This window comes from Thalassospiraceae bacterium LMO-JJ14 (assembly GCA_021555105.2).
Lineage (GTDB): Bacteria > Pseudomonadota > Alphaproteobacteria > Rhodospirillales > Casp-alpha2 > UBA4479.
On record CP134604.1, the window covers coordinates 1,679,656 to 1,704,976 of the forward strand.

A 25,321-nucleotide genomic window follows, 5' to 3' on the forward strand; every position below is an offset into this window, starting at 1 on the left:
CCCTGTACCCTTTCGGGAATTATAGATGCACTTTTCTCTTTAGCAGTCGACCGCTCCGTGAGGCGCAGGGCCGAATAAATTGCAATTTTAGAGAGAAAGCGCGTGGGTTAATAGTACTAACAAACGTTGCTGGCTACCGGCAACCTGCAACTCGACGTTTCGGGTTTTATTTGAACCCGGAAAACCGGCGATGGCTGCGGGGAGAGCGGCTGCATTGGTGAGCGGTTTCAGGATTTCAGCGGCCGGATTAAGAATGTAATTGCGCTCAGGCTGCAGCGCCAGGAGCGGAATGCCGGCGGCAGCGGCTTCCAGCAACAGCCCCGAGGACATACCGATCACACCGTCGGCGACAGCGAGCAAGTCGTTGGTATCGGCTTCGCTGAGCTCGACCTCCACCGGTCCATTGGCGGCGTGTTCCTTAATCCAGGCGGCCCAGGTATCGGAAGGCTCAATAGGATGACGCTTTATCACCAGGCGCTGTGGCCGGTTCAGGGAACGCAGACCGGTCAGCACCGATTCGGCCACCGAAAACTGGTCAAAGCCGATAGGGCGATGTGGGTTGATCACTTCCCGAAATGCTTCCGATGCAAACAAAAGCATAGGCGGCGATCCGGCAGTCCTGCCTGCACGGCGGACGTGGAGCGTTTCGGCAACATTCTCCAAATGCGGCTGTCCGACGACTTCCAAGCGGGCGGAGCACCATGATTCCGTCTGGATATCGGCTCGGCTCTGTTCATCTACCAGAGCGAGGATATCGGGTTGCGCATTCAACTCCTGTCCCCGCTCAAATCGCATTTTCAAATTATACGACGCATCCAGAACCGCGACCGAAGGAATGCCCCTTTTTTTCGCGAGATTCCAAAGATCGTGTTCAAAGGTATCAAAGCGGCTGGTGCCGGTGACCAGCAGATCCGGGGCGATCGTGTCGAAAGCGCTTTCGAGGGAAGCGGTGTCCGGCTGTTGTGTCAGGCTGTCCGCGTCGGGCCAGACTTGGGTCCCGTAACCATGTGCCCATCTGGTAACCTGCCAGCCGGCTTCCATCAACGGTGTGACCATTGCCTGCAGAACGAGGACGCCGCCAACATCATTTCCGGCCAAAAGGATTCTGTTGGCTTGGCGATGCGTCATGTCGCTTCTGCGAGAGCGACGATTTCCTGACATAACCGGGTCGCTACCAGCGCCGTCTGGGCGGTACTCGGTAAAGGGGCCCCTTCGTCTAGGGTGCGGAAAAGGCCGTCCACGACCTGAGCCATGAAATGATCATCCTTCTCGGTGTGCCATTCGGCATTGCGAGGCGTGCGTACCAAAGGAAAGCGGGGATCATTTCCCGCCGGGCGCCAGCAGATGCGGGTGCCAAGATCCTGGATTTCCGCAATGCCGCCTTCGAACGCAAGCGACATTTCGATGGTTACATAGTTGCGGCGATCCAGGCTCGATAAAAAGACCATCGCGTCGCCCGCCTTGAGTACGGCATCTGCGCGCGGATCGGCGGGGTCTCCACCGGAATCGCGGATTTTTGCCCAGACCGGTTGGTAGATGCCGGGTGTCAGAAAACCCAGCAGGTCCAATAGATGGCTGCCGTTATTGAACAGGCCGCCGCCATAGCTCAGGTATGCCGATTGAAGCGCCCCTGCCTGTTCAAGACCCTCACGCAGCCGATTGATTTCTCGACCCCACCGGCGGAAATAGTTTACCGCCAGCGGCACCCCGGCGCGCCTGCAGGCGTCCATTGCTGATTGGCCCGCGCTAAAATCTACATCAAGTGGTTTTTCAGCGAAGATCAGTCGCGGTTGCACGCTCAACAAACGCTGTATCAATTCGGCACGACCGGCAGAAGGGGTGCATACGCTGATGACGTCGCAGCTGGGCGAGGTCGCAAGCCAGTCCTCAACCGAAGCGAACGACGATGGAATGGACCAGCGTTCAGCGAACCGCCGGCGCACTTCTGGTTCCGGATCAATGCAGGCACTATTCCGAAAGGCCGGATGGGCATGAAAAGCACCGGCATGGGAAAGCGGGGGCTGGCAGCTCAGATCGCGATCGTCGTCATAGCCGCCGGCGATCTGTCCGCACCCAACGATTACAGTATCGTAGCTCATGCAGGCCGATCCAGCATGGGTCGCGCCGCGGCCAGCATGCTCAGCGAGACAGGCACGATATTCGGTTCGTTTTCCGCGAGAAAGTGCCCCAGTTCCTCTGTTGTCACCATTTGCAAACGATCATATTCATGGTTGTCGCTGGCTTCGAAGGCACGGCGAACTTCCTCGCCGCTGACGTGCGTCCGCAGAAACAGGCCGATGTCGATGGCATGACTGTTGGTATCGTGGATCAGAATGAATGGGAATGGTTCCGTAACGGCGCTAGCTGGAATGCCGAGTTCTTCACTTGCCTCTGCCAACAACTGGTCTTCGTATGCGATGACGCCTTCGCTGCGTTCGGTTTCAGTGTCGATTCCGCCCGAGGGCACCAATTCCCATAACCCCGGATGCTGGGCGGAGGATCGATTCCGCAATCCGAACACCACACCATTATCGGTCAGGACCAGACCGCTGACGGCCAACGGGCGGATGTTCAGCACCGGGAAAAGTTCCGGTTTCTTGAGCTGGGTGTAAAAGAGCCGGTAATCGACGAATGAACCGAAGATCTCGGAATCCGACCAGCCACGCACGGTGAAAATCTTGTTGTCGAAAATGCGGTCACCCCAGCGCGCCCGTTCTTCACGCCAGATGGCATCCACCTGTGCAAGAATCTCCGCGGAAAGATGTGGAAGAGGCCGGTCTTCGACCGTTACCCGCAAAGATGCCGTGACGCTTGTGACTTCAATCATTTGCGATCCTCTTCAAGACGTCGGAAAGGCTTTCCACCGGCTGCGTTCCGGGAAGGCACTCCCCTCCATAGCATGTCAGCATCAAGGTCGGAATTCCGGCCGCGAGCGCGGACGTTGCGCCTTGTGCCGAATCCTCCACTGCCAAGCTGATATCCGGTTGCGTATCGGTCAAGGCCAATGCCGCCAGATAGGGGGCACCGGACGGTTTGCCGGGGCGCCCCGCGGTATCGCCGACAACGGCATCGCACATTGTTTCGAGACAGTGCCGTGCCAGCCAGCGCCGGGCCAAGGTTTCGTCGTTCGATGTCACCACCGCACATCGCCAGGCGGTTTTATGGGCATGCTCGAGAAGGCGGCCTGCATCCGGTGCCGGCTCCACCTCATCATAGGCTTCGATGACGAAGCCTTTGTATTGCCGCTCAAGCTTAGCCGGATCTTCATCCAACCCGTGCGCCGCGTGCAATCGAAGGATGATCTCATTCAGGGGAGGGCCGTTAAGGGAATCAAATTCGTCGGTAGTGCCAATGCACCCATGCGAGGCAAGGAAGCGATCATATACCCCGCGCATCACGCCCAGGCTCGCGGCCAATGTTCCATCCAGATCCAGGAACAAGCCCCGCTGCGTATTCAACGATCCATTCCCTCAATCACGGCTGAAACGGCGAGGCCGGCAAGCGGTGCATAGAGCGGCAGCAATCGGTCCTTTATCACGTCGACCGATGGCGCATCCCGTGGCTCCAGGTCCAGCCATACCCTCGCCAGTTCGGGGCCGCCGTCCAGGTCCCCGGTCATACCATGCGCTGTGATGGCAATGCGTTTTTCCCCCGCCTCAATAGCGCGACGGACGGGCTCGAGCCCTGCGTAATCCGGCAGGGCACCGCGATGCAGGTTGATTCCACCGAAGCAAAACCGGCTGAGACAGGTATCCGGGATCAGGAATTTCCAGGAAAGAACCATCATCAGATCAAGCGCCCCATCGGGCAAAAAATCTTCGGGAGTTCGTGCCTGGGGTAGATCCAGGATATGCAGCGGGATGCCCGCATGCTCACAAAGCTGGCGATAGTAGGGAACTTCCGGTCGCGGGCCACCGCCCTCTGCGCGGGTCAGGTGACCATGAGTGAAAACTGCGATGGGCTCAATCCTCGGGTCCGCAAGCAGAACATTCTCAAGAACGCTGAGCCCCGTATCGCGACCGAGAAACCCGATTGTCCGCAACCTTCGATGACTTGATTTCGTCCCTTCAGGCATAAGGGTAGACTTTAGTTCTGGAAACCTTGTCTTCCGGCCAGTCTTCCCAGCGGATTTTGCCGTAGAGAGTACGGTGCCTTATGTCCTGGCTGATGCTGGGCGCGGTGCCTGCGCAGATGTGGGGCACCATCATCCTCAGGATATCCTCTTCCAAGTCAATGGCTTCTTCGTAGAGTTCCGTGGCCGTTGCGACCGTCGGGTCCAGCCGTCCCTGTAACTGCGCGATCAGGGGACCAGTATCTATGCCGGAATCCAGCCAGAACAGGGAAATTCCGGTAACCGGCCGGTCATGCAGAATGGCATTGGCAATGGGTACGGCGCCGGCGCCTTCGGGTAACAGTGATTCGTGAATGCCAATGACCGGGCAAAGGGACATCAGTTCCTGTCGGTACATCTGTTGCCAGCCCAACGAAAAGATAAAATCCGGGGCCAGGGCGCGCATCTCCTCGACATGATCGTTGATGTTGCCGTTGACTTCATTAACAGGGACTTGCGCGGCAAACGGATACTTGGACGTATCAACCATATCCACACCTTCCCAACCCGGAGAGCGGGGGCCACGGGTGTAGAACATGATGATATCTTGTCCGAGATCGCTGAGAACCTGTGCATTGAGAAAGGTGCTTTCAATGCCGCCGATGATGATGATGCGTGCCATGGTTCAGTCGTAGATTTTACGAACAAGGGAGAACGCTTCAGCATAGGGCCGTCCCACCTCGCTGCCTCGACGTCGGGCCAGAATCTCTATGCCCTCGACCGACCGGGGATGGGGGGAGGGGCGGATTTCCGATGTATAACACCGCATGGCCTGTATCTTGGCGTCAATCGTTTCACTGACTTCCATATAGATCGTGGGCAAGAAAGCCGTTTCCGCCCGCTGCCACGCCCGCTCGGTGCTGGAGTTCGTTTCGAACGCCCAGATCTCATCCGGGTGGTCATCCGGCGGATTGGCCCGTCCTGCCATCATGACCGCATCGTGTACCCGGCCGTGGTCCCAATTGTAGTCGCCGGCATGATGCGTCAGCAGCAGCGTCGGCCGAAACTCTTTAATGACAGTGGTAATTGCATGCGCCAGATCCATGCGCCCGACGGTGTCGAGCCTGTTGTCCGGGAAAGAAAGGGTGCTCACGTGCTGAAAGCCCAGGATCGCAGCGGCCTGGGCCGTTTCCTTGCTGAGTTGGTCTTGTGCTGCGCGCGTTGCGTCGCTCGTGATATCGTCGCCACTACAACGACCGGAGACACCGCCTGTCATCACCAGCAGGGTAGCCGCCCACCCCTGATCGACAAGTCGGCGAACGGTCGCCCCACAGCCCAGGACTTCGTCGTCCGGATGGGCTGCAACGACCAGCAACTGCTTGCGTTTGGGGTGTTCAGCCATTGCTCTTTACACGATTTCGCGCTCAACGGCGAACGCTTCGGCGGCTCCTACGCCTGCGGTGGCACCGCGTAAACGCACCAACGCTGCCAAAGCTTCATGCGAGCGGATATGTGGGAATGCCTGTATTTCCTGTTTATAGGCGGAAAGCGCCCGGGTCTTGAGTTCGAGGGTGCTGGTGATATCGACAAATCGATTGGGCCTGAATGCCGTACCGCTGGCAGGCGACGCCCATTCCGTGCTGGACAGCGTCTCGAAACCGTAAATCGCCCGCACCGGACTCCCGGGAACGGGGCGGCATGACGTAATCACGGCCTGGTGGGCGATGCGGTGGTCTATGTTTAGATCGCCGCCATGGTGCGTATAGATGATCGATGGGACGAAGCGGGAAATGACCTCTTCGACCAGATTAACGACTTTGAGAAGCGGAAGTGAATCCATTGCATTGTCGGGCAGGCGCAGAAATTCGGGAGGACCGGCCCCCAGGATTTCGCTGGCCAGACGGGCGCAGTTTTCACGCTCCGTGCATTCGGCCTCGAAATTGTCGCCCAATCGTGAACTGACGCCGTCGGCAAGGAACAGGACATTAACTTTGTCGCCTTCCATTGCGTGGCGCGCCATTGCTCCGCCGCACCCCAATACTTCGTCATCGGGATGTGCGGCAACAACTAGAACCCTAGCCATGAACAATGCCCCTCAGGTGGAAGAGAGTAAGCCGAGGCTATCGGGGCCCTGCATGAATAGCAAGTCGATAATCGACATGTAAGGCTCGAACCCCGGGTAGATTTGCCCGTATACGGGATGAGTGTAGTCATGAAATTGTACTTTTATACCAGCGGCTTGGAACGCGTTCTGATCCAGGTAATCGCGGCCGAGCGGGCCGGAGAGATAGACCGTCGCTCCAACGGATTGACACAACTCCAGGACGAGTTCGCTCTTGGTTGCGTTCGGCTTCATCTGTGAGCTATAGCGTAGCGGTGTGGTAATGCCCAAGACCTGCATCAGCTTGGTGTTGATCGCGTCCATCATCGGGGCGAGACGCTCCCACGGGTGTTGATAGATGGGCTCAAGCCATGCCGCATGCTGATCGAAGAAAGGAGCCTTGGCGTAGGCTTGGCAGATCCCGGCCCAGTGCTTGCGCCGCCAGTTGTCGTTGGCGATCTCCAGTGAATCGATGGCCAGGGAGCCAAAGCGTCCACCTGTCCGAACAGGCACCGTCAACCATGTGGAACCTTGGGCCGTTCTGATGCGGTTGCGATTGACGAAGCTGTTTTTCTCAAACTGCACATGGTCGAGCACAACGTGCAATTCGGAGAGACGAATGCGATCAAAATAACCGAGCCATGGCAGGTATGCCGGCTGATTAATGGAAACAATCACATGTTAAACCCGGACGTTCGATAGCTCGGCGGAGCTCCGATTGTGCTTCATGACCTGAGCAGAAATCAGCGCTTCGACATCGTCGGTCGGGAATTCGCTGAAATCACGGCGGCGCCATTTGTCGCGAGCCATGTTGACATACGGCTCGATCAGCGCCCAATCCTCGCCCGGGAAGTTTTTGCGCGTGTTGTCGAGACGGAAGTTCAGCCCGGCAATCCAGTAAATCGGAGATAGCATCAGGCGCAGCTTGCCCCAACCCTCCATCGTGGTCGGCGGATTGAATGCCGGAAAACCGTCGATACCGGCAACGGCTTCATCATACATAGGGCTGCCCGGATACGGGGCGAACTGGTAGACCGAGATGCGGGCCGCCGGATCGGTCTGCTTGATCCAATCGATCAGATCATACGTGTCCTGGCGCATTTCATCGGTTTCACGCGGCATGCCGGTGATGAAGCTGTACATCACCGAAATGCCAGACCCCGCCACGTTGCGGGCCGCCTCGCGGATGGTTTTGACGCCATGTCCCTTGCGGATGACCTTGCGCAGGAAGTAGTCATTGCCGGACTCGCAACCTATCTCAAGCGAGAAGCAGTTCGATTCCACCAAGGCATCTACCATTTCCGGGGACAGATACGGGCTGCGGATATTGCCATCCCATTGTACGTTAAGCTCGCGCATAATCCTGCCGATTTGGCGCACCCGTTCAACGCGATCCAGGCGTTGGCTTTTTCCATTTTCGTCTTTCCAGGCCCCAAAGCCGATGTTGGGGTCGGAGAATGAAATTTCATCAAAGCCGACGTCGTTATGGATGATCTTGAGTTCGCGGTCGAGTTCTCCAAGATCCTTGGGGGACCAAGGTGAGCTGAGCGCGCAGAACGTGCAGGGGAACGGGCAGCCACGCGAGGTAAAGTACTGTACATCGCCACGGGCAAACATATGCTTTGTGCGTTCATTGTATGGGAAAAGGTGCTCGCCATAGACCCTGTCAGGGTAGACGCGGTCGACAAAAGGCTCTGCCAGGACCTGGTCCGGCAAGATACGGGCATGGTGCCCACCGACACCGGTGGTGACCGATGGTTTGATCCGTTTGGCCAGTTTCAGGATTTCCGCAGCGCGTCCGACCTGATAGCCGGTAAAGGCGGATACCGCCACTTCTTCGGCATCTGCGATCATTTCCTCGAGCATTTCCGGCGGGTCGAAGCGGTCATCGAAATAACCAACCTGCAGCCCTTGGCTTTCGTACAAAGCACCAGGATAAAGGATCGAAAGCGGTGTTAGCTTCACCGGAGAATCCTGCGTAGGGCGAGGATAAACTAGCAGTTTATCTAATTTTGCCATGTTTAAGTCACTCTCCTCATCATTACGTACCTTTTCATGGACCATGGTTGTGATGTCAAGTGCAAAAACCCATTAAAACAGTATGTTATTATCCAAAAGAACGGTGTTCATGCGCTAAAATCGGCAAGGCCGATCAAGCTGCCGGCGGCAATCGGGCGAGCGGCGACACAATCGAGTACCTGATCCAGCAGGGCTGGCGGAAGCCCGTCGCCGGGACGGCGCAGGCCGGTGTTGCTGGGCGTCAGGCGTTCTCCCTGCGCGATGTCCCGAAGGGCGACGATGCTGCGGCGGCAGATGCTGCGCATGGCAAGTTCCTTTGCCGATGCCCTAACCACCGGGCTGCCCATGATGGTTCTGGCCCGAAGAATTCCATCCACCCAACCTTTCAATTCCTCCGGATTGTCCGAGAACCAGTGGTCCGGTCCAGGCAGGTCGTGGCTGAGGGTGAAGTGCTTCTCGAACACCGAAGCGCCCATGGAACTGGCGATGGACGACGCCAACGGTCCCTGCGTGTGGTCCGAAAAGCCGATGGGCAGCCCTGGAAAGGCGGCCTTCAAGGTCGACAGACGGGAAAGGTTCACTTCCTCCGGAGGTGTCGGGTACTGCGAAGTGCACAGAAGCAACACTGTCGGCGTTCCCTCGAACGTACCAAGGGCCTCAAGCGCATTGTGAACATCCGACAGATCGGCCATGCCACAGGACACGATCATCGGCAATCCAGCAGAGGCGAAGTCACGCAACTGGGGCAGGTTGGTGAAGTCGTCCGATCCGACCTTGATCGCCTGCAGACCCAACGGCAGCAGCATGTCTAGATCAGATCGGTTTTGCGGCGTCGACAGGAACATGATGTCCGTCTTCAGGCAATGTTCGCGCAGGCTTTGCCATTGCTCATACGTAAACTCATGGCGCTTGAACATTTCCAGTTGGGGCTCGGTGATCTCCTTGCCCTGGCTGGTGTATGTGTAGGTGGCTTCGGGGGAACTGACGAATTCCTCCGCCTTGAACGTCTGGAACTTGATGGCACTGACGTCGGCTTTCTTGGCCACTTCGACCATCTCGAACGCCCGGTCCAGGTCTCCGCAATGGTTGATGCCGGCCTCTGAAATGATGAATGGCGGGGAATCTGCCCCGACGCTATAGGGGCCGATGTCGAAGCGAGAGATGATACTCATGGTCAAAGTCTCCTCATTAAACGCGCGTGAGTACGGGAGGAATGATGATATTACCCTGTGCCTTCAGGGTGCCGCTATGAGTTGCACCGGTCTCGACCAGCGCCTTATCGAAGTCGCGGCTGCAGCCTTTGTTCAGGAAACAGGAATTAACGACAATCGCCGCCCACGGGCAGCAATGCGGAATGATCATCTCAGGCATGATCTTGATCTTTCCACTCTGAAGAAAGCATCACGGCAGCGGTACGGCCGGCGCCGGCACCATCGCAGATTTCCGAGGCGTGCCGGGCCATATCGGCCAAAGACGAAGGCGCGCCGCTCAAATGCACAACGGCGTCGGCAATCCGATGGTGGGTATCGGCGTTCAGAGGCGCCTCGATCCATGCCGCGCCGGCTTGGGCCAGGCCGGTTGCGATATCCACCTGATTGTCTGCTGCTACAATAAGTACCGAAGGTAACGCAAGGGTACACCGCTCCCAAGACATCGAGCCTGCAGCGCCAACGGCGAGGTCGGCCCGCACCATCAGTTCTGACATGTCCGGCGGATCGCGATGAATCACGACCGACGGTAGGATCGAAAGCCGCGCAGCAAGCTCAGTCGCTTCCGGCCAATGCGATCCGATGACCACATCAAGGGCCACATTTGGAAGGCGCTCGGCGATCGCACGTGCGGTGCGTTCGGTCATGCCATCAGGGTCGCTGCCGCCGAAACTCACCAGTATCCGCTGCAGTTCATTATGCTTCTTTACCAATGCCCGGGATCGTTTTCTTGCAAAGGCCGGGCGCAGCAGGGCGTAGGCGGTGCCGGCAAGTACCTTGCTGTCCGATGGCACCCATGGCGCATAGTCGGCGGCCTGCCTGTCGCGTGTTTGATCGAGCAGCAGGTCGCAGGCATGGGATCGGCAGGGTACGTCGTCAATGGCCATGATCCGCTTCGTCCAAGGGCGGCAGGCGTTATGGTAATCGGCCCCCAGGCCATAATGATCAACGACCAGCCAATCGATTGTCTCGCCCACGGCCTCGGCCAGGGTGGCGGGATCCTTGCCGTCGGCCAAAGGCAGAATGTCATGTTCCGATGTTGCCAGGGAAGGAACAGCGTCCAGGGCTTCGCGCGTTACCGCAAAAACGCACCGCCCCCCTCGTTCACGCAGTGCCGTTGCCAAGGCAAGGCACCTGATCACGTGCCCGCTCCCGACACCGAATGAAGCGTCAGGGCGAAAGAAGATGGAAGCGCTGGCCACGTTCGGTATACCCCTCAATCTCTGGCTCGTTGTGTTCAAAGGCGTTGCGGACAACACGGTGCGAGTCCTGATGGGTGTTCAGGCCGCTGATATCAGTCGGCTGGCGCACAGCCTGTTCCACTGCGCGCCAGGGAAAGCCCGCGGCGCCCTCGGGAAGGCGGGTGAACAGGGTCTGAAAAAACCGCAGGTCATCTGCTGTATCCAGGGTCCATCTGTGGTCCGTTGCGTCGCCGCCCGGGCCCAGCAGATTGACCCTGGAAACCCCATCGCGGCTGCGAAGATCCAGGGTGACATGCTCACGGGTGTCTGGGTCGTGGGCGGTGCGCCAGGATTCTTCAAGATCGACCATACGCATGGCTTCCACATCCAGTCCGTGCGGCCAGGAGGGAGGCATGTTGTTGGTCGCATAAGCCGCGCCGGTATCCTGCAACAAGCGCAACACCGCGCCGCACACTTCGGGATCGATTGCCGGGCAATCGGCCGTCACCCGAAGTACGATGTCGGCGGCCTGGGTACGAGCGGCGCCGACCATCCGGTCAAGCACATCGGCCTCGGAACCGCGGAAGGCGAAGGCGCCGCAATTTTCCGCTTCCGCGGCAACAAGCGCCCCGTTTTCATCATCCGTTGTGGCGCATACTACAGCCGCGATACCGGGTATCGCCAGGCAGCGCTCCAGAACCCGGCCAAGCACGCTGCGCCCGTTCAGGTCCATCAGCACCTTGCCGGGCAGACGGGTCGAGCCCAACCGCGCCTGCACAACCGCGACGGCCCGGCTCATGATTTCAACGCGCCGATCAAGATATCGACGACCCGTTCCACGTCGCTGTCCTCGAGGTCCGAATAAAAAGGCAGACTTAGCACGCGTGCATGATAGGCATCGGCCCCCGGCAACGGGATTTCGCCGTATCGACGACGATAGTAGGGCTGACGATGAACCGGCAGATAATGAACCTGAGTGCCGATGCCCGCCTCGGCCAATTGTCGCATCAAGTCGTCACGCGAAAGGCCCAGCCGGTCGAATTCGATCAACACCGGATAGAGGTGCAGTACGGGACGACAATCTGCAACGCGGGTGACCGGACGCACCATATTGGCGTGCGGGGCAAGCAAACGGTCATACAAATCCATCAAGGCACGGCGCCGCGCGGCGAAACGTGGAAGCTTTGAAAGCTGGCTGGTGCCGAGGGCGCATTGCAGATCGCAGGCCCGATAATTGTAGCCAGGCGCTTGCATCTCGTAATACCAGGGGTGGCGTTTGCCTTCGTCGTCAAAGGCCTCGTCGGTCTGCAACAACTTGTCCGGATCGCGTTCCATGCCATGGTTGCGAAGTAAACGCAGACGTTCGCCCAGCGCCGGATCGCGGGTCGTAATTGCCCCGCCTTCACCCATGGCCACGGTCTTGACCGGATGAAACGAAAAACAAGACATACGTGCATGGTGGCACGCCCCAACCGACATGCCGTCAGCATACTCGGTGCCCAGGGAATGGCAGGCGTCTTCAATGATGTCCAGGCCATGGACTGACGCCACGGAAGATATGTCGACGGGATCGGCGCACTGCCCGTTCAGATGCACCGGCAGGGCCACACGAAGCCGCAAATCCTTGTCGGTACGGGCAATCGCCTGTTCCAACTCTTTGGCCCCCATCAGGCCTGTATTCGGGTCGACATCGGCGAACACGACTTCGGCACCGGTAAAACGAATGACATTCGCAGTGGCGAGGAAGGTCACCGCAGGCACGACAGCCGCATCCCCAGGTCCCAGATCGAGGGCCATCGTGGCCAGGTGCAACGCGGCCGTTCCATTCGCGCAGACTATCGCTTCTGGCGCCTTTACTGCCTGCGCCAGCGCTCGTTCGAACGCCTCCACGGCTGGGCCTGTGGTTAGGAAATCCCCTTCCAGGACCTGGCGAACAGCGGCGATATCGTCCTCGTCGATGCTTTGTCGCCCATAGGGTAGGAACGGACGTTCGCCCACGATAAACTGTTTCCCTTAATCAGGAACCGGAGAGGATATTGCGGATATGATCCTCGTCCAACCATTCAGTGTTGCCGTTGCTGGTATAATTGAATCCCTCCGGTACCGGCTGCGATCCTGGCGGGTCCTGCAAGACGTGGTCCCAGAAAGCGAAAGAGGGTTTGATGATATAGTGACTGCCGCAGTCCAGCACGTTCTTGGAGTCATCGGATGAGATCATGATCTCGTGCAGCTTTTCGCCGGGACGGATACCCACGATCTTGTGCGGCATGTCGGGTGCTACGGCATGGGCCAGGTCGACGATGTTCATGCTTGGAATTTTCGGTACGAACACCTCGCCGCCGGTCATCTGTCCCAGCATGTCGATGACGAAATCAACGCCCTGCTGCAGAGATATCCAGAAGCGAGTCATGCGCGGGTCTGTAATTGGCAGCGCCTCAGCGCCCTCGTCAATTAGCTGTTTGAAGTAGGGAATGATGCTGCCGCGTGAGCCAATAACATTGCCATATCGTACCACGGAAAATCGGGTGCCGCGCCCACCCGCCAAATTGTTCGCCGCAGCAAACAGCTTGTCCGAGGCCAGTTTGGTGGCGCCATACAGGTTGATGGGGTTGCAAGCCTTGTCGGTAGAAAGTGCGATGACTTTTTTGACGTCGGCCGACAGGGCTGCCTGGATAACATTTTGCGCCCCTATGATATTCGTCAGGATGCATTCGCTGGGATTGTATTCCGCCGCGGGCACATGTTTAAGAGCCGCCGCGTGAATGACGTAGTCGACCTCACGCATGGCGAAGTTCAGACGGTTGGCGTCTCGTACGTCGCCAATGAAATAACGCATCTCGGGACGGCCCCTGAATTCGATGCGGTTGGACATTTCGTATTGTTTGAGTTCATCGCGTGAAAAGACGATTAAGCGATTGACCGAATACCGCTCGAGAATCGTTTTAACAAACACTTGGCCAAACGACCCTGTCCCGCCAACAACAAGAACAGAAGAACCGTCAAAATTCACAGGCATGTATTCATTATCCTAAGTCGCATGGCTTGAAATGGCGGTCGCCACCTCTGTGGGTTAAATGGCAATTGCTGCCTCCATGTGTTGCGACAAGATATTTAGCGCAAACAGATGCTACCAGACCTGCTAGTCACCAAGCATATGAAATTCGCAGAGCCTTGAGGCATCATATACCTTGCCGGCAACCACACTACCGCTCTTCCGGTTAAAGCTAAACTCCCAAAACAGTCACTTTTTGGCCCCGTGCTGTTTGGCTGTCAATGATGTAGCCCTGATTTTCTGGAAACGTTTTATCTTGATTCAAATTGCGGCTCTAACTTCACAGAAAGCAGTGTAACGTACGCGGGGGAATGCAATGCCGGGTATTGGGCATCAATATTCTATTCAATCATTCGTTGTCTGTAGGCGTTCATTGCAGCGCTTGCCCCCCCAGATGCATTGTTGGAATGCGTGCCAGTTTTTTTTGATGGAATGTCTCATTTATGTATGCGCGACGTGCAGGCAGGAAAGTGAGATTTAATAAATAGCCCTCGCACGTTAGAAGGAGTTTCGGTTCGGGGTTTGAGTTTTTGTCCCTTTCCGTGTAGCCTTTTGAATGCGAGGGGACAGATCATTCGCAGAGCGATTAATTTTATGGACGTAACAAAAGTCCAAAAATAGTCGCAAAACGGATAACATCACGGCGGGACTTGAAAACATAATCTGCCCGTGATGGACTTGAGACAATTATAATGTCCGCGAAAAAGCGGCACTTCGTTTAACAGGGATGGCGCAGGGTGGTATGACGGAAAACAATGATCCGCTCGTTAGATTCGATTCAGTACAAAAAAGTTATGATGGCGAAACACTCGTCGTAAAAGACCTAAATCTTGATGTGGCCCAAGGTGAGTTCCTCACCATGCTCGGCCCGTCCGGATCTGGGAAGACGACGTGCCTCATGATGCTTGCAGGATTCGAACCGGCGACGCATGGCGAAATATATCTGGATAATTCACCAATCAACAATGTACCGCCGCACAAACGTGGCATTGGAATGGTGTTCCAGAATTATGCACTTTTCCCTCACATGTCGGTGGCTGAAAATCTGGCGTTTCCGCTGGAAGTTCGCAAAGCCCCTAAAAGTGAAATCGAGGAGCGCGTTAAAAAGGCGCTCGATATGGTTCAGCTCGGTGCCTTTGGTAACCGGCGTCCTGCTCAGTTGTCGGGGGGGCAGCAGCAGCGTGTCGCGGTTGCGCGTGCACTGGTGTTCGATCCGGTTCTGGTGCTGATGGATGAGCCGCTGGGCGCGCTCGACAAGCAGCTGCGTGAGCAGATGCAGTACGAGATCAAACATATTCACGAAAACCTTGGCGTGACCGTTGTCTATGTGACGCACGATCAGTCCGAAGCCTTGACGATGTCGAACCGGGTTGCTGTCTTCAATGATGGCGTTATTCAGCAACTGGCGCCGCCGGATGAATTGTATGAACGCCCCGACAACGCCTTCGTCGCGCAGTTCATCGGCGAAAACAATACGCTCGTCGGCGATATCAAGGAATTGAACGGTGATACCGTTACGGTTGATGTCAACGGCTCCATGATCAAGGCGCTGAATGTTAATACCGAAGGTGTGGGGGCCAAGACCACACTGTCGATCAGGCCGGAGCGCGTTATCGTCAATCCGTCCAACGAGGGCGATTACCCGAACGTGTTCAAGGCCAAGGTCGAAGAACTCATTTACCTCGGCGACCATATCCGCACCCGGGCTTCTGTGTGCGGTGATGATGAATTCGTCGTCAAGATCGCTAACGCGTCCGCGCTTTCGGCGATCAAGGAAGGCACCGAGGTAACATTTGGCTGGAAATCTGAGGATTGCCGGGCGCTCGATGCACAATAGAGCTCCGCAAGATGGCACGAACCCAAGGGCGTGCCAGACCCACTTTAGGGGCACTCTGGCCGGCTGATGCTGGTCAGTGACGTTAAAATCGTTCTAAAACAGGGAGTTAATAACTCATGATTACTAAACTCAAAATGACGACTTTCGTGGCCGCGGGCGCACTTGCCTTCGGTGCGATGGCGGCAGCGCCGGCAAGCGCCGAAAGCCTGACCGTCGTTTCTTGGGGTGGTGCTTACACCAAGTCCCAGGTCGAAGCTTATCACAAGCCGTTCACCAAAAAGACCGGCATCGAGATTCTTTCCGAGAACTACTCGGGCGGTCTCGCCGAAATCAAAGCGCAGGTTGAAGCCGGCAGCGTGAAATGGGACGTTGTCGACGTTGAACTGTCGGATGCAGTCCGTGGTTGCGATGAAGGCCTGCTTGAGCAGATCGACCCTTCAATCCTGCCGCCGGCACCGGACGGTACCCCGGCTGCTGATGATTTCATCGATGGTTCGATCTTCGATTGCGCCGTCGGTAGCATCGTCTGGTCGACGATCTATGCGTATGACAAGTCAAAGTTCTCCGGTGCCATGCCGACGACGATGGCTGACTTCTTCGACACCAAGAAATTCCCGGGTAAGCGCGGCATGCGTAAATCGCCGAAGGCCAACCTGGAAATGGCTTTGATTGCCGATGGCGTGCCGAACAGCAAAGTTTATGAATTGCTTGCCACCCCGGCAGGTGTTGACCGCGCCTTCAAGAAACTCGACACGATTAAGGATTCCGTCGTTTGGTGGGAAGCCGGTGCCCAGCCGCCGCAGCTTTTGGCCGATGGTGAAGTCGCGATGACGACGGCATATAACGGCCGTATCTTCAATGCGATTGCGTCAGAGAATAAGCCGTTCGATATCGTCTGGGACGGCCAGGTCTTTGATCTTGATCTGTTCGTTGTCGTCAAAGGTGCGCCGAACAAAAAGGCCGCCATGGACTTCATCGCATTCGCAACCGGCACGCAACCTCTTGCTGATCAGGCTTCCTGGATTTCCTATGGCCCGGTCCGCAAGTCCTCGACGCCGCTGATCGGCAAGCATGCCGAAGCCGGTATCGATATGGTTCCGCACATGCCGACGGCGCCTGCCAACTTCAAAACGGCTATCCAGAACGATTTCGAGTTCTGGGCTGACCGTCAGGACGAGTTGAACAACCGCTTCAACTCCTGGCTGGCGAACTAAGAATAAAAAAATAATGGAACCGGAGGCGGCCTGGCGCCGTTTCCGGAACCGTTATGCTCTTTAAAGAATTTTGCCAAAGCGGTCCGCCGGGTAACCGGGTAAAGAGACCGGGGTACAGGGAAATAAGGGTGGCGAGATGAGCGAACTTCTAACGACCGTCGATGGACGACCGCTTAAGGCAGCATTAGCCAGCGCTGAGCGCACAAAGCGAATTCGGGCCGTTCTTCTGGTCATGCCGCTTTTTATATTTATCTTTTTCTCTTTCCTTTATCCGATTGCTCTTATGCTGTACCGCTCGGTGGAAAACCCGCTGATTGCCCAGCACATGCCGAATACCGTCGCCATTCTTGAAAATTGGGATGGCAAAGAAGTTCCCGGTGAAGAAGCCTTTGCCGCACTTGCCAAAGATTTAGTGACAGCTCGTGAAGCCCGGGAAATCGGCAAGGTCGCGACGCGTCTGAATTTCGAGACGCCGGGGTTGCGGAGTGTCATTACCGGTTCGGCCCGCAGTGCGGGAAAGTGGAAACCGCCTTATAAAGAAAAATTTATCGACCGGCGCAAAGAGTGGGGAGATTTGACGACTTGGGTGACGATAAAGCGCCTGTCGCCGACAATCACCTCTGTGAATTATCTTGCTGCAATAGACCGCCAGTACAATGTGGACGGCGAGATCCAGATGATCGGTTCCGATTATCAGATTTATGTCGATCTGTTCATGCGTACGATGTGGATGAGTATCGTTGTTACCGTTTCGTGTCTGGTCCTCGGGTTCCCCATTGCATACATGCTGGCGAGTTTGCCGCTGAGGCATTCCAACTTATTGATGATTCTGGTTCTGCTGCCGTTCTGGACGTCATTGCTGGTGCGAACCACGTCATGGATTGTTTTGCTGCAGACCCAGGGTGTGTTGAACGACCTCATGGTCTGGACAGGCATCATCAACGACGCACAACGTATTCAGCTGATCTTCAACGCCCAGGGGACGGTCATCGCCATGACGCAGATTTTGCTGCCGTTTATGGTCCTGCCGCTCTATAGCGTGATGAAGACGATCCCGCCGAGTTATTTGCGCGCCGCAGAATCGCTGGGAGCTCACCGGTTTTTGGCGTTTTGGCGTGTTTACGTGCCGAACACGTTGCCGGGTGTCGGGGCGGGCTGCTTGCTGGTCTTCATTCTAGCCATCGGGTACTACATCACGCCGGCACTGGTCGGTGGTCAGGATGGCCAGATGATTTCCAACATGATTGCATTCCATATGCAGAAATCCCTCAACTGGGGACTTGCTGCTGCATTGGGCGGTATTCTGCTGGGGGGCGTTGTCATTCTCTACTGGCTGTATAACAAACTGGTCGGTATCGACCGTCTGAAGTTGGGGTAACAGATCATGAGCCAAATCTCACTTCCCGATCATGCAGGACCGGTAGAAACCATCTGGCACTGGTTGTATATCTTCATTTGCGCTTTCGTATTCTTGTTCCTGATTGCGCCAATTCTGGTCATTGTGCCGCTCAGCTTTAATGCCGAGCCTTATTTTACCTTTACCAAAGAAATGATGTCGCTAAAGCCGGAAGCGTTTTCGATGCGCTGGTACGAAGATTTCATGGCAAAGGAAATATGGCAGCGGTCTATCGGCAACTCATTCTTTATCGCCTTCTGTTCGACGATCCTGGCGACGGTGCTTGGGACGTTGGCAGCGCTTGGACTCTCGCGCTCGGAAATGCCCTATAAAGGCCTGTTCATGGGCTTACTGATCTCGCCGATGATTGTGCCTTTGGTCATCACGGCGGCGGGCATCTTTTTCTTCTACGCGACGGTGAATGACTACATTCCGCTAACGGGTACATACCTCGGCATTATTCTGGCGCATACAGTGCTCGGCACGCCGTTTGTTGTGATTACCGTGACGGCGACGCTCAGTGGTTTCGATCATTCGTTGACCCGTGCCGGTGCCATGCTTGGTGCCGACCCGACGACGGTGTTCTTCAAGATCATAATGCCGCTCATTCTACCGGGTGTGATCTCGGGTGCGCTGTTCGCGTTCGTGACCTCGTTCGATGAAGTGGTTGTCGTCCTGTTCGTCGCTTCTGTGGAACAGCAAACGATCCCCAGGCAGATGTGGGCAGGGATACGTGAATCCATCAGTCCAACAATCCTTGCCGTGGCAACAATTTTGATCTGCATTTCGATTGTGCTGCTGGCGACGGTCGAACTTCTGCGCCGACGTTCGGAACGGCTGCGGGGCATGAGCCCAGGCTGATCGAAAAGGCCGTTTCGCCTTAACCGCCAAGGTCTTCTTGTTTTTGCTGTGTCATGCACTAGTTTCGGTGCATGACACAGTTTGCCTTATCCGACCTTACTGTTTGCGGTGTCGAGGAATTACCCAAACATAGCCGCCGTGCCGTGACGCACGTGTTGTCACTGATTGATCCCGATTGGCCTGAAATAACGGCGTTCGAGAGTTTCGATCCGCATCATCGCGCTGTCTTCAGGTTTCATGACATCATCGATCCGCTGCCGGGGCGAACGCCACCCAGCTCCGAGATCGTAGAATCGGTGCTTGAATTTGGCCGTGACGTCGCGTCGCAGGCGGGGGCAGGCAAGCCAGTCAGATTACTCATTCACTGTCATATGGGCGTCTCGCGATCGTCTGCTGCAATGCTTTCGTTTATGGCGCAGACGCACCGGGACGAGCCGGTAAGTACACTTTATGATCGGTTGAGGTCTATCCGGCCGAAATCGTGGCCCAATTCAGTGATGGTTGGGTATATCGACGATTATTTGGGCTTTGGCGGTGAACTGGTGGAGGGGCTTCGCACCCATTACGGTCTCCGCCTGCAAGCGCACCCGGCCACAGGCGAATGGATGATGGCCAATGGCCGCGCCCGCGAAGTGGAGATGGCATTGCTGCTTGAATAGTGCGCAGCAACTTCGTCTGTCAGTTCTTGATGACGAGCCCTTGCGGGAAGTCGCAGAGTTTTTCGGCGCCGGTTTCGGTGATCAGGACGCCTTCGCTGATTTCAATCCCCCAATTGTCGAGCCAGATGCCGGGCATGACGTGAATGGTCATGCCGGCTTGCAGTTCCGTCGTGTCCCCTGGGCGGATCGAGAGTGTATGTTCGCCCCAGTCCGGCGGGTAGTTGAGGCCGATTGAATAGCCCATGCGGGAATCCTTGACGATGCCGTGACGGCTGACGACCCAGTTCCAGGCGGCGTGAACGTCCTCACAGGTGACGCCGGGGCGCATGCTTTCAACGGCGGTGTTCAGCGCTTCGACAGCGACCTCGGCAATCTCCGCCATCCGCTTGGGCGGTGGGCCTAGGTGTACCGTACGTGACATCGGACAGTGATAACGCATGCGGCAACCGGCAAGTTCCAGGATCGTTGCTTCGCCTTTTTTGAAGGGTTCAGAGTTCCATGTCAGATGCGGTGTCGTGGTGCCGACGCCGGTTGGCAGCATTGGTACGATGGATGTGTACTCACCACCGAAATCATCCGTTCCGCGTACCTGTGCGTTGTAGATTTCAGCAACCGCGTCACATTGCCGGACACCGGGTTCGATTGCGTCGATGCCCGCTTGCATGGCCAGTTCGACCAGCCGGGCGGCATCGCGCATATAGGTAATTTCCTTGTCGCTTTTGACGATCCGTACCCAGTTCACGAGATTTCCGGAATCTGAAATGACCGCATTCGGCATGGCCGCCGTCAGGGATGCATGCGCGCGTGCGGAATAATAATAGGCATCCATATCGATGGCGACGCGGCCTTTGCCCAAGCCACGCTCCACTAAAAGATTGCCGATCCAGTCCATGGGGTGCTTGTCGTCGGCCTGCACATAATGGTCGGGATAACCCAGCATATTTTCTTCACTGAGATGCGTGGTAACGAAGCCGCCCGGACGGTCGATCCCTCGGACTATGCATATGGGTTCGTTTTCATTCAGGCCAACGGCGACCATCTGCGGGGTGTAAAATGACCAGCCGTCATAGCCGGTCAGGTAGTTCATGTTGGCTGGATTGCAGGTGATCAGTACATCGATACCTTGCTCTGCCATGCGCATGCGGACGCGATCGACGCGACCGTCATATTCGGCTTTTTCAAAGCTGTGCATGTACTTGAACACCCCCCTGAAACTCTTGATCAGTAATGCCTAACGCGGTTCTTGCCCGATGTCACGTTAATGTCATTTCTGTATTTTCTCTTTTTCAAACATGCACTAGTGTCAAAAATAATAAACGGGTATTTGCTCGTTAAATAGGGAGTTCTGCCATGTTTGGTGGGCTGAATGAGGGCAAGCCGCACAAGATCGGATTTGTTCTTTTACCTGAGTTTACAATGATTGGTTTCAGTGCCGGTGTAGAACCGTTTCGCATTGCCAATCGTCTCGCGGAAACGAATCTATACGCCTGTGACGTCTATTCAGAGGACGGCGGTCCGGTTGTCGCCAGTAACGGATTGTCCGTGAATGTCGATGGTTCGATCAACGATATTACCGGACTGGAGACGATTTTCGTTTGTGCCGGCCTGAATGTGAAATCGCACACGACAAAGGCATTGGTTCAGAAACTGCGTCGTCTGGCATCGCACGGCACAGGTATCGGTGCCATTTGCACTGGAACAGAAATACTGGCCAAGGCAGGTTTGCTCGATGGCTACAGTTGCACCATCCATTGGGAGAACATGCCGTCCTTTATCGAGGACTATCCAGACCTTGATGTCGTCACGGAACTCTATGAAATTGACCGTAATCGATACACATGCGCCGGGGGTACGGCGGCGCTGGATTTATCGCTCAGCCTGATTGCTGTCCATTACGATCCCGCTACGGCGGCCGCTGTCGCCGACCAGTTGATTCACCACCGGATCCGCGAAGGCGGGGAAGGGCAGCGAATGGAACTGCGTACACGGCTGGGTGTATCGCATCCGAAGCTGTTGTCGGTGATACAGCAGATGGAAGAAAGCATCGAGGAGCCGGTAAACTGTGCGCAGCTTGCGCGTGGTGTCGGCTTGTCGACCCGCCAGTTGGAACGCCTGTTCCGGAAGTATCTCGGTACGGCGCCGACCAAGTATTACCTGTCTCTCAGGCTTGGCCGTGCCCGGTTCCTGTTGCGCCAGACGAGCCTGCCGATCCTTTCGATTGCGCTGGCCTGCGGTTTCGTATCGGCATCTCATTTTTCGAAATGCTACCGCGAGCATTTCAATCGCACGCCCAGCCTTGAGCGCCGTGTTATTTAAATAAACGCCTCAGATTTCCTTTTGCAGTTTCGGCAGCTTCAAGCCCAAGGTAATGGCACGTGCTGCCATCAAAACCATGAATGCGCCCCAAAGGCCATGGTTGCCGAATGCGGAGACCAGCACCAATAGGAAACCGATATACACCAGCAGCGACAATGCCATCGCATTGCGCATTTCGCGCGACCATGTGCAGCCGATAAAAATGCCGTCGAGTTGGAAGCTCCAAACAGATACCAGGGGCAGGAAAATGCTCCAGATCAAATATTCCCGGGCAACTGCGCGGACGTTTTCACTGACCGTAAGAAAGTCGATGACGTTCGGTCCGAAGATGGCGGTCAGCCCGCAGAACGTAACGGCGAACAGAAAGGCCCAGGCAACGGTGGTGCGGATCGCGGCCGTGAATCTGGTTCGCGAGCGCGCCCCTTTGGCTTCGCCGGCCAAGGCTTCGGCAGCCGTGGAAAAACCATCCATGGCATAGGCCGTGAAAACCTGAATGTGCAAAAGGATCGCGTTTGCTGCCAGCACGGCGTCGCCCATGCGCGCGCCGATTGCCGTCAGGATGACGAACACGGCCTGCAGGCACATGGAGCGGATAAAGATATCCCTGTTGACGCCAAGCATTCTTTTCAGCGCCGCCGGTTGCAGGACCGACCTGCGATCGAACCGGCCGCCGAGCCGGTTGAGGTGACGTGCTGCCAGGGCGAGCCCCAGCAGGACGGCCGTGCTTTCGCCGATCACCGTTGCCCAGGCGACGCCGGCAACGCCCCAGCCCAGACCGATAACAAACCAGACATCGAGTATGGCATTGATGCCGTTCATATAGACCTGCGTGATCAATGCCGCGCGGGTGTTCTGGACGCCGAAAAACCAGCCGAGCAGAGCCAGGTTGGCGAGTGCCGCCGGTGCCGACCAGATACGGATGCGGAAATATTCTTCCGTCAGCGGACGGACATTTTCACTGGGCCCGACAATGAATGTGGATATTTCGAATATCGGCCATTGCAATATCACCATGGCTGCGCCGATGAAGGCGGCTAGCAACAATGCGCGCATCATCCAGGTGCGCACTTCCCGGCCATCGCGTGCGCCGAAGGACTGTGCCGTCAGACCTGTGGTGCCCATGCGCAGGAAATTGCAGCCGTGAAAAAGCAGATTGAAAATCAGGGCACCGATGGCGACGGCACCGACGAATTCCGGGCCGGGCAGACGCCCGACCACGGCTGTGTCGACAATCCCCAATAACGGCACGGATACATTGGTGACAATAACCGGAAGTGCGATCCGCCAGGTGCGCCGATGCCAGTATTTTCGATCTTCCTCAACCATGCGGTTTGGTAGGGGGAATTGAGGAAAAAGACAAACCCCTAAAAATGCTTTTCCCTAGCGAGCACGCCGCCGCCGACGTTTGCCGTCATGATTGCTTTCAATGGAACCAGCGAGCATCCGCACGGCCGTTAACTGCGGCACTTCGGCTTCCAGTTGGGGGTAGGCGGCATCGGCATGGGGGAGCGCCATGGCCTTGACGAAATGTTCCTGAAAGCGCGGTTCAACGGCTGTTTCGACCTTGGTGATCGACTTGACGATGCGCTGGATATCGTCCCGGCCTTGCTGGTTCAGAAGGGCGATCCGCGCGCCCGTGCCGGCAGCGTTCCCGGCGGCAAATACGCGATCAAGGCCGCAATCCGGGATCATGCCGATGATCATCGCGTACTTCGGATCGATGTGGGTGCCGAAGGCGCCTGCGAGGACGATACGATCCACGTGATCGATATTCATTTGATCCATCAGCAAGGCGGCCCCGGCATAGAGCGCAGCCTTGGCCAGTTGAATGGCGCGAACATCATTCTGGGTCACGCTGATTTTCATATCGCCGTCATGGATCAGATAGGTAAACGTGCGTCCATCCGATTGGATGCGCGATGTGCGCCCGGCCATGCTCCCGTCAATCGTCCCGTCGGATTTCAGAAGGCCTGTAAGAAGCATCTCGCCGAGGACTTCAATAATGCCCGAGCCGCATATTCCCGTAATGCCGGCTCCCGCGGTTTCGGCTTCGAATCCCGGTTCATCCGACCATAAATCGCTGCCGATAACCTTGAAGCGGGGTTCGAGGGTTTCCGGATCGATGCGAAGTCGTTCGATCGCGCCCGGTGCGGCGCGTTGTCCGCAGGAAATCTGTGCGCCTTCGAACGCCGGGCCGGTCGGCGACGAGGCCGCGAGGAGTTTGTGGCGATTGCCGAGCACGATCTCGGCGTTGGTGCCGACATCGACGACAAGCGTCATCTCGTCCCTGAGATGCGGCTCTTCCGACAGGATCACGCCGGCGGTATCGGACCCCACATGACCGGCGATGCACGGCAGCATGTAGACCCGCGCATCTTCGTTGATGGCATCCAGCCCGACCTCGGTTGCCCACAGGGTCATCCCTGAGCTGGTCGCCAGCGCGAACGGGGCGCCGCCCAACTCGATCGGGTTTATGCCTAAAAACAGATGATGCATGATCGGGTTGCCGACGACGGTGACATTCAGCACGGCATCGGGGGTGACGCCGGCTTCGTCGATAACGGATTTCGCCAGTTCGCTGACGGCGGCACGCACGGAGACCGTCAAATCGACTTCGCCGCCAGGATTCATCATGATGTATGAAACACGGCTCATCAGATCCTCGCCAAAGCGGATCTGCGGGTTCATGACACCGCCCGAGGTCAGGACCTCGCCACTCGACAGATCGCACAGGTGTGCCGCAATGGTCGTTGAGCCGATGTCGAATGCAATGCCATAGGCCTTGTCTTTGAATCCCGGCCATACGGCCGTTATGCGAAGCCCTCTGTGCACGGCGACTGTGACTTTCCAGTCCCCCTGACGGAGTGCGCTCTGCAGATTATGCAGGACGCGAATGTCGATTTCTTCAAGGCCTTGCACGCCCCACTGATCCTCGAGCGCTTTCAGCAAGCGCTCGAAGTCCCCAAGGGGGTTGTGCATGTCCGGTTCCTCAACTTCACAAAAATGCAGCCGGATGGCCGGGTCCATCTGAATGTCGCGGACTTCGGCGCGCTTGCGCACGACCTGTTTGTGCACCTGGCTGTCGGCGGGGACATCGATGACGACGTCGCCCCACAGCAGGGCATGGCAGCTCAGGCGGCGTTCCGGAGCCAGGCCCTTGCGTGAATCGAAAAGGTTCTCCGGTTCGCCGCGCGGCGAAACATTGTCGGCTGTGCTTAGTATGCCGTGCTTGGAAAACTCGCCTTCGGCGACGACGACCTGGCAGCGGCCACATATGCCCCGTCCGCCACAGACACTGTCGATATCGACTCCGAGTTGGCGGGCGCAATCAAGGATCGGCGTGCCGATCGGAAAGCGGCCGCGGCGACCGGACGGCATGAATGCCACGAAAGCGTTGTTTTCCTTTAGTGGCACTGTCGTCCTCTT

At 56.8% G+C, this 25,321-nt stretch carries 25 protein-coding genes; 6 read left to right on the forward strand and 19 right to left on the reverse strand.

What is annotated here, in order from left to right:
- Positions 1 to 87: 87 nt before the first annotated feature.
- From L2D14_08060 to pseB, 16 genes are all read right to left on the reverse strand, one after another.
- Entirely contained in the window at positions 88 to 1,128 is a 1,041-nt protein-coding gene (locus tag L2D14_08060; GenBank protein ID WNK01375.1) for a hypothetical protein, read from the reverse strand.
- Positions 1,125 to 2,099, reverse strand: a complete 975-nt coding sequence (locus L2D14_08065) for a Gfo/Idh/MocA family oxidoreductase (protein WNK01376.1) — start codon at positions 2,097 to 2,099, stop codon at positions 1,125 to 1,127. Before L2D14_08065 ends, L2D14_08060 begins: the two co-directional genes overlap by 4 nt.
- The gene (locus tag L2D14_08070; protein WNK01377.1) at positions 2,096 to 2,827 is read right to left on the reverse strand and encodes a hypothetical protein; all 732 of its coding nucleotides are present in this window, start codon (positions 2,825 to 2,827) and stop codon (positions 2,096 to 2,098) included. The genes L2D14_08065 and L2D14_08070 overlap by 4 nt, the downstream gene beginning before the upstream one ends.
- Positions 2,820 to 3,458 carry an HAD hydrolase-like protein gene (locus L2D14_08075; GenBank protein ID WNK01378.1) on the reverse strand — a complete coding sequence of 213 codons (639 nt, stop codon included), beginning with the start codon at positions 3,456 to 3,458 and terminating at the stop codon, positions 2,820 to 2,822. The genes L2D14_08070 and L2D14_08075 overlap by 8 nt, the downstream gene beginning before the upstream one ends.
- Entirely contained in the window at positions 3,455 to 4,075 is a 621-nt protein-coding gene (locus tag L2D14_08080; GenBank protein WNK01379.1) for a formyltransferase family protein, read from the reverse strand. The genes L2D14_08075 and L2D14_08080 overlap by 4 nt, the downstream gene beginning before the upstream one ends.
- Complete coding sequence (locus L2D14_08085) at positions 4,068 to 4,733, reverse strand: formyltransferase family protein (protein ID WNK01380.1); 666 nt, start codon at positions 4,731 to 4,733, stop codon at positions 4,068 to 4,070. The genes L2D14_08080 and L2D14_08085 overlap by 8 nt, the downstream gene beginning before the upstream one ends.
- Positions 4,734 to 4,736: 3 nt before the next feature.
- Positions 4,737 to 5,453: a PIG-L deacetylase family protein gene (locus L2D14_08090; GenBank protein WNK01381.1), complete on the reverse strand. Its 717-nt coding sequence runs from the start codon at positions 5,451 to 5,453 to the stop codon at positions 4,737 to 4,739.
- A gap of 6 nt (positions 5,454 to 5,459) precedes the next feature.
- Positions 5,460 to 6,134, reverse strand: a complete 675-nt coding sequence (locus L2D14_08095; GenBank protein ID WNK01382.1) for a PIG-L deacetylase family protein — start codon at positions 6,132 to 6,134, stop codon at positions 5,460 to 5,462.
- A gap of 12 nt (positions 6,135 to 6,146) precedes the next feature.
- Positions 6,147 to 6,830 (reverse strand): WbqC family protein, encoded by a 684-nt coding sequence (locus L2D14_08100; protein ID WNK01383.1) that lies wholly within the window; start codon positions 6,828 to 6,830, stop codon positions 6,147 to 6,149.
- Positions 6,831 to 6,833: 3 nt separating this feature from the next.
- Positions 6,834 to 8,216 carry a radical SAM protein gene (locus L2D14_08105; GenBank protein WNK01384.1) on the reverse strand — a complete coding sequence of 461 codons (1,383 nt, stop codon included), beginning with the start codon at positions 8,214 to 8,216 and terminating at the stop codon, positions 6,834 to 6,836.
- Positions 8,217 to 8,278: 62 nt separating this feature from the next.
- A complete protein-coding gene (locus L2D14_08110) occupies positions 8,279 to 9,343 on the reverse strand; it encodes an N-acetylneuraminate synthase family protein (GenBank protein WNK01385.1) in 1,065 nt (354 codons plus the stop codon).
- A gap of 16 nt (positions 9,344 to 9,359) precedes the next feature.
- Complete coding sequence (locus L2D14_08115; GenBank protein ID WNK01386.1) at positions 9,360 to 9,542, reverse strand: hypothetical protein; 183 nt, start codon at positions 9,540 to 9,542, stop codon at positions 9,360 to 9,362.
- Positions 9,535 to 10,638, reverse strand: a complete 1,104-nt coding sequence (pseG, locus tag L2D14_08120; GenBank protein ID WNK01387.1) for a UDP-2,4-diacetamido-2,4,6-trideoxy-beta-L-altropyranose hydrolase — start codon at positions 10,636 to 10,638, stop codon at positions 9,535 to 9,537. Before pseG ends, L2D14_08115 begins: the two co-directional genes overlap by 8 nt.
- Positions 10,550 to 11,359 carry a glycosyltransferase family protein gene (locus L2D14_08125; GenBank protein WNK01388.1) on the reverse strand — a complete coding sequence of 270 codons (810 nt, stop codon included), beginning with the start codon at positions 11,357 to 11,359 and terminating at the stop codon, positions 10,550 to 10,552. Before L2D14_08125 ends, pseG begins: the two co-directional genes overlap by 89 nt.
- Positions 11,356 to 12,558, reverse strand: coding sequence for a UDP-4-amino-4,6-dideoxy-N-acetyl-beta-L-altrosamine transaminase (pseC, locus tag L2D14_08130; GenBank protein ID WNK01389.1), 1,203 nt, complete (start codon positions 12,556 to 12,558; stop codon positions 11,356 to 11,358). The genes L2D14_08125 and pseC overlap by 4 nt, the downstream gene beginning before the upstream one ends.
- A 19-nt stretch (positions 12,559 to 12,577) precedes the next feature.
- Complete coding sequence (gene pseB, locus L2D14_08135; protein ID WNK01390.1) at positions 12,578 to 13,576, reverse strand: UDP-N-acetylglucosamine 4,6-dehydratase (inverting); 999 nt, start codon at positions 13,574 to 13,576, stop codon at positions 12,578 to 12,580.
- A gap of 778 nt (positions 13,577 to 14,354) precedes the next feature.
- On the opposite strand from pseB, the gene L2D14_08140 reads away from it, so the two are divergent.
- From L2D14_08140 to L2D14_08160, 5 genes are all read left to right on the forward strand, one after another.
- A complete protein-coding gene (locus L2D14_08140) occupies positions 14,355 to 15,449 on the forward strand; it encodes an ABC transporter ATP-binding protein (protein WNK01391.1) in 1,095 nt (364 codons plus the stop codon).
- A gap of 116 nt (positions 15,450 to 15,565) precedes the next feature.
- Entirely contained in the window at positions 15,566 to 16,663 is a 1,098-nt protein-coding gene (locus L2D14_08145; protein ID WNK01392.1) for an ABC transporter substrate-binding protein, read from the forward strand.
- Positions 16,664 to 16,799: 136 nt separating this feature from the next.
- Positions 16,800 to 18,041, forward strand: coding sequence for an ABC transporter permease (locus L2D14_08150; GenBank protein WNK01393.1), 1,242 nt, complete (start codon positions 16,800 to 16,802; stop codon positions 18,039 to 18,041).
- Positions 18,042 to 18,047: 6 nt separating this feature from the next.
- The gene (locus L2D14_08155) at positions 18,048 to 18,920 is read left to right on the forward strand and encodes an ABC transporter permease (protein ID WNK01394.1); all 873 of its coding nucleotides are present in this window, start codon (positions 18,048 to 18,050) and stop codon (positions 18,918 to 18,920) included.
- Positions 18,921 to 18,991: 71 nt separating this feature from the next.
- Positions 18,992 to 19,579, forward strand: a complete 588-nt coding sequence (locus tag L2D14_08160; protein ID WNK01395.1) for a protein-tyrosine-phosphatase — start codon at positions 18,992 to 18,994, stop codon at positions 19,577 to 19,579.
- A 19-nt stretch (positions 19,580 to 19,598) separates the two neighbouring features.
- Here L2D14_08160 and L2D14_08165 read toward each other — a convergent pair whose 3' ends face one another.
- Entirely contained in the window at positions 19,599 to 20,771 is a 1,173-nt protein-coding gene (locus L2D14_08165) for a M24 family metallopeptidase (protein WNK01396.1), read from the reverse strand.
- Positions 20,772 to 20,995: 224 nt separating this feature from the next.
- On the opposite strand from L2D14_08165, the gene L2D14_08170 reads away from it, so the two are divergent.
- Complete coding sequence (locus L2D14_08170) at positions 20,996 to 21,895, forward strand: GlxA family transcriptional regulator (protein ID WNK01397.1); 900 nt, start codon at positions 20,996 to 20,998, stop codon at positions 21,893 to 21,895.
- A gap of 9 nt (positions 21,896 to 21,904) precedes the next feature.
- Here L2D14_08170 and L2D14_08175 read toward each other — a convergent pair whose 3' ends face one another.
- Positions 21,905 to 23,221, reverse strand: a complete 1,317-nt coding sequence (locus tag L2D14_08175) for an MATE family efflux transporter (protein ID WNK01398.1) — start codon at positions 23,219 to 23,221, stop codon at positions 21,905 to 21,907.
- A gap of 54 nt (positions 23,222 to 23,275) precedes the next feature.
- Positions 23,276 to 25,273 (reverse strand): ASKHA domain-containing protein, encoded by a 1,998-nt coding sequence (locus L2D14_08180; protein WNK01662.1) that lies wholly within the window; start codon positions 25,271 to 25,273, stop codon positions 23,276 to 23,278.
- Between the last annotated feature and the right edge of the window lie 48 nt (positions 25,274 to 25,321).

Bases quoted from the DNA above. Each gene is read 5' to 3' on its own strand.
- L2D14_08060 (WNK01375.1), bottom strand. From the start codon at position 1,128: ATGACGCATCGCCAAGCCAACAGAATCCTTTTGGCCGGAAATGATGTT.
- L2D14_08095 (WNK01382.1), bottom strand. From the start codon at position 6,134: ATGGCTAGGGTTCTAGTTGTTGCCGCACATCCCGATGACGAAGTATTG.
- L2D14_08090 (WNK01381.1), bottom strand. From the start codon at position 5,453: ATGGCTGAACACCCCAAACGCAAGCAGTTGCTGGTCGTTGCAGCCCAT.
- L2D14_08125 (WNK01388.1), bottom strand. From the start codon at position 11,359: ATGAGCCGGGCCGTCGCGGTTGTGCAGGCGCGGTTGGGCTCGACCCGT.
- L2D14_08070 (WNK01377.1), bottom strand. From the start codon at position 2,827: ATGATTGAAGTCACAAGCGTCACGGCATCTTTGCGGGTAACGGTCGAA.
- L2D14_08105 (WNK01384.1), bottom strand. From the start codon at position 8,216: ATGGTCCATGAAAAGGTACGTAATGATGAGGAGAGTGACTTAAACATG.
- L2D14_08180 (WNK01662.1), bottom strand. From the start codon at position 25,273: ATGCCGTCCGGTCGCCGCGGCCGCTTTCCGATCGGCACGCCGATCCTT.
- L2D14_08115 (WNK01386.1), bottom strand. From the start codon at position 9,542: ATGCCTGAGATGATCATTCCGCATTGCTGCCCGTGGGCGGCGATTGTC.
- L2D14_08150 (WNK01393.1), top strand. From the start codon at position 16,800: ATGAGCGAACTTCTAACGACCGTCGATGGACGACCGCTTAAGGCAGCA.
- L2D14_08080 (WNK01379.1), bottom strand. From the start codon at position 4,075: ATGCCTGAAGGGACGAAATCAAGTCATCGAAGGTTGCGGACAATCGGG.
- pseB (WNK01390.1), bottom strand. From the start codon at position 13,576: ATGCCTGTGAATTTTGACGGTTCTTCTGTTCTTGTTGTTGGCGGGACA.
- L2D14_08140 (WNK01391.1), top strand. From the start codon at position 14,355: ATGACGGAAAACAATGATCCGCTCGTTAGATTCGATTCAGTACAAAAA.
- L2D14_08145 (WNK01392.1), top strand. From the start codon at position 15,566: ATGATTACTAAACTCAAAATGACGACTTTCGTGGCCGCGGGCGCACTT.
- L2D14_08155 (WNK01394.1), top strand. From the start codon at position 18,048: ATGAGCCAAATCTCACTTCCCGATCATGCAGGACCGGTAGAAACCATC.
- L2D14_08165 (WNK01396.1), bottom strand. From the start codon at position 20,771: ATGCACAGCTTTGAAAAAGCCGAATATGACGGTCGCGTCGATCGCGTC.
- L2D14_08175 (WNK01398.1), bottom strand. From the start codon at position 23,221: ATGGTTGAGGAAGATCGAAAATACTGGCATCGGCGCACCTGGCGGATC.
- L2D14_08110 (WNK01385.1), bottom strand. From the start codon at position 9,343: ATGAGTATCATCTCTCGCTTCGACATCGGCCCCTATAGCGTCGGGGCA.
- L2D14_08160 (WNK01395.1), top strand. From the start codon at position 18,992: ATGACACAGTTTGCCTTATCCGACCTTACTGTTTGCGGTGTCGAGGAA.
- L2D14_08170 (WNK01397.1), top strand. From the start codon at position 20,996: ATGATTGGTTTCAGTGCCGGTGTAGAACCGTTTCGCATTGCCAATCGT.
- L2D14_08085 (WNK01380.1), bottom strand. From the start codon at position 4,733: ATGGCACGCATCATCATCATCGGCGGCATTGAAAGCACCTTTCTCAAT.
- L2D14_08065 (WNK01376.1), bottom strand. From the start codon at position 2,099: ATGAGCTACGATACTGTAATCGTTGGGTGCGGACAGATCGCCGGCGGC.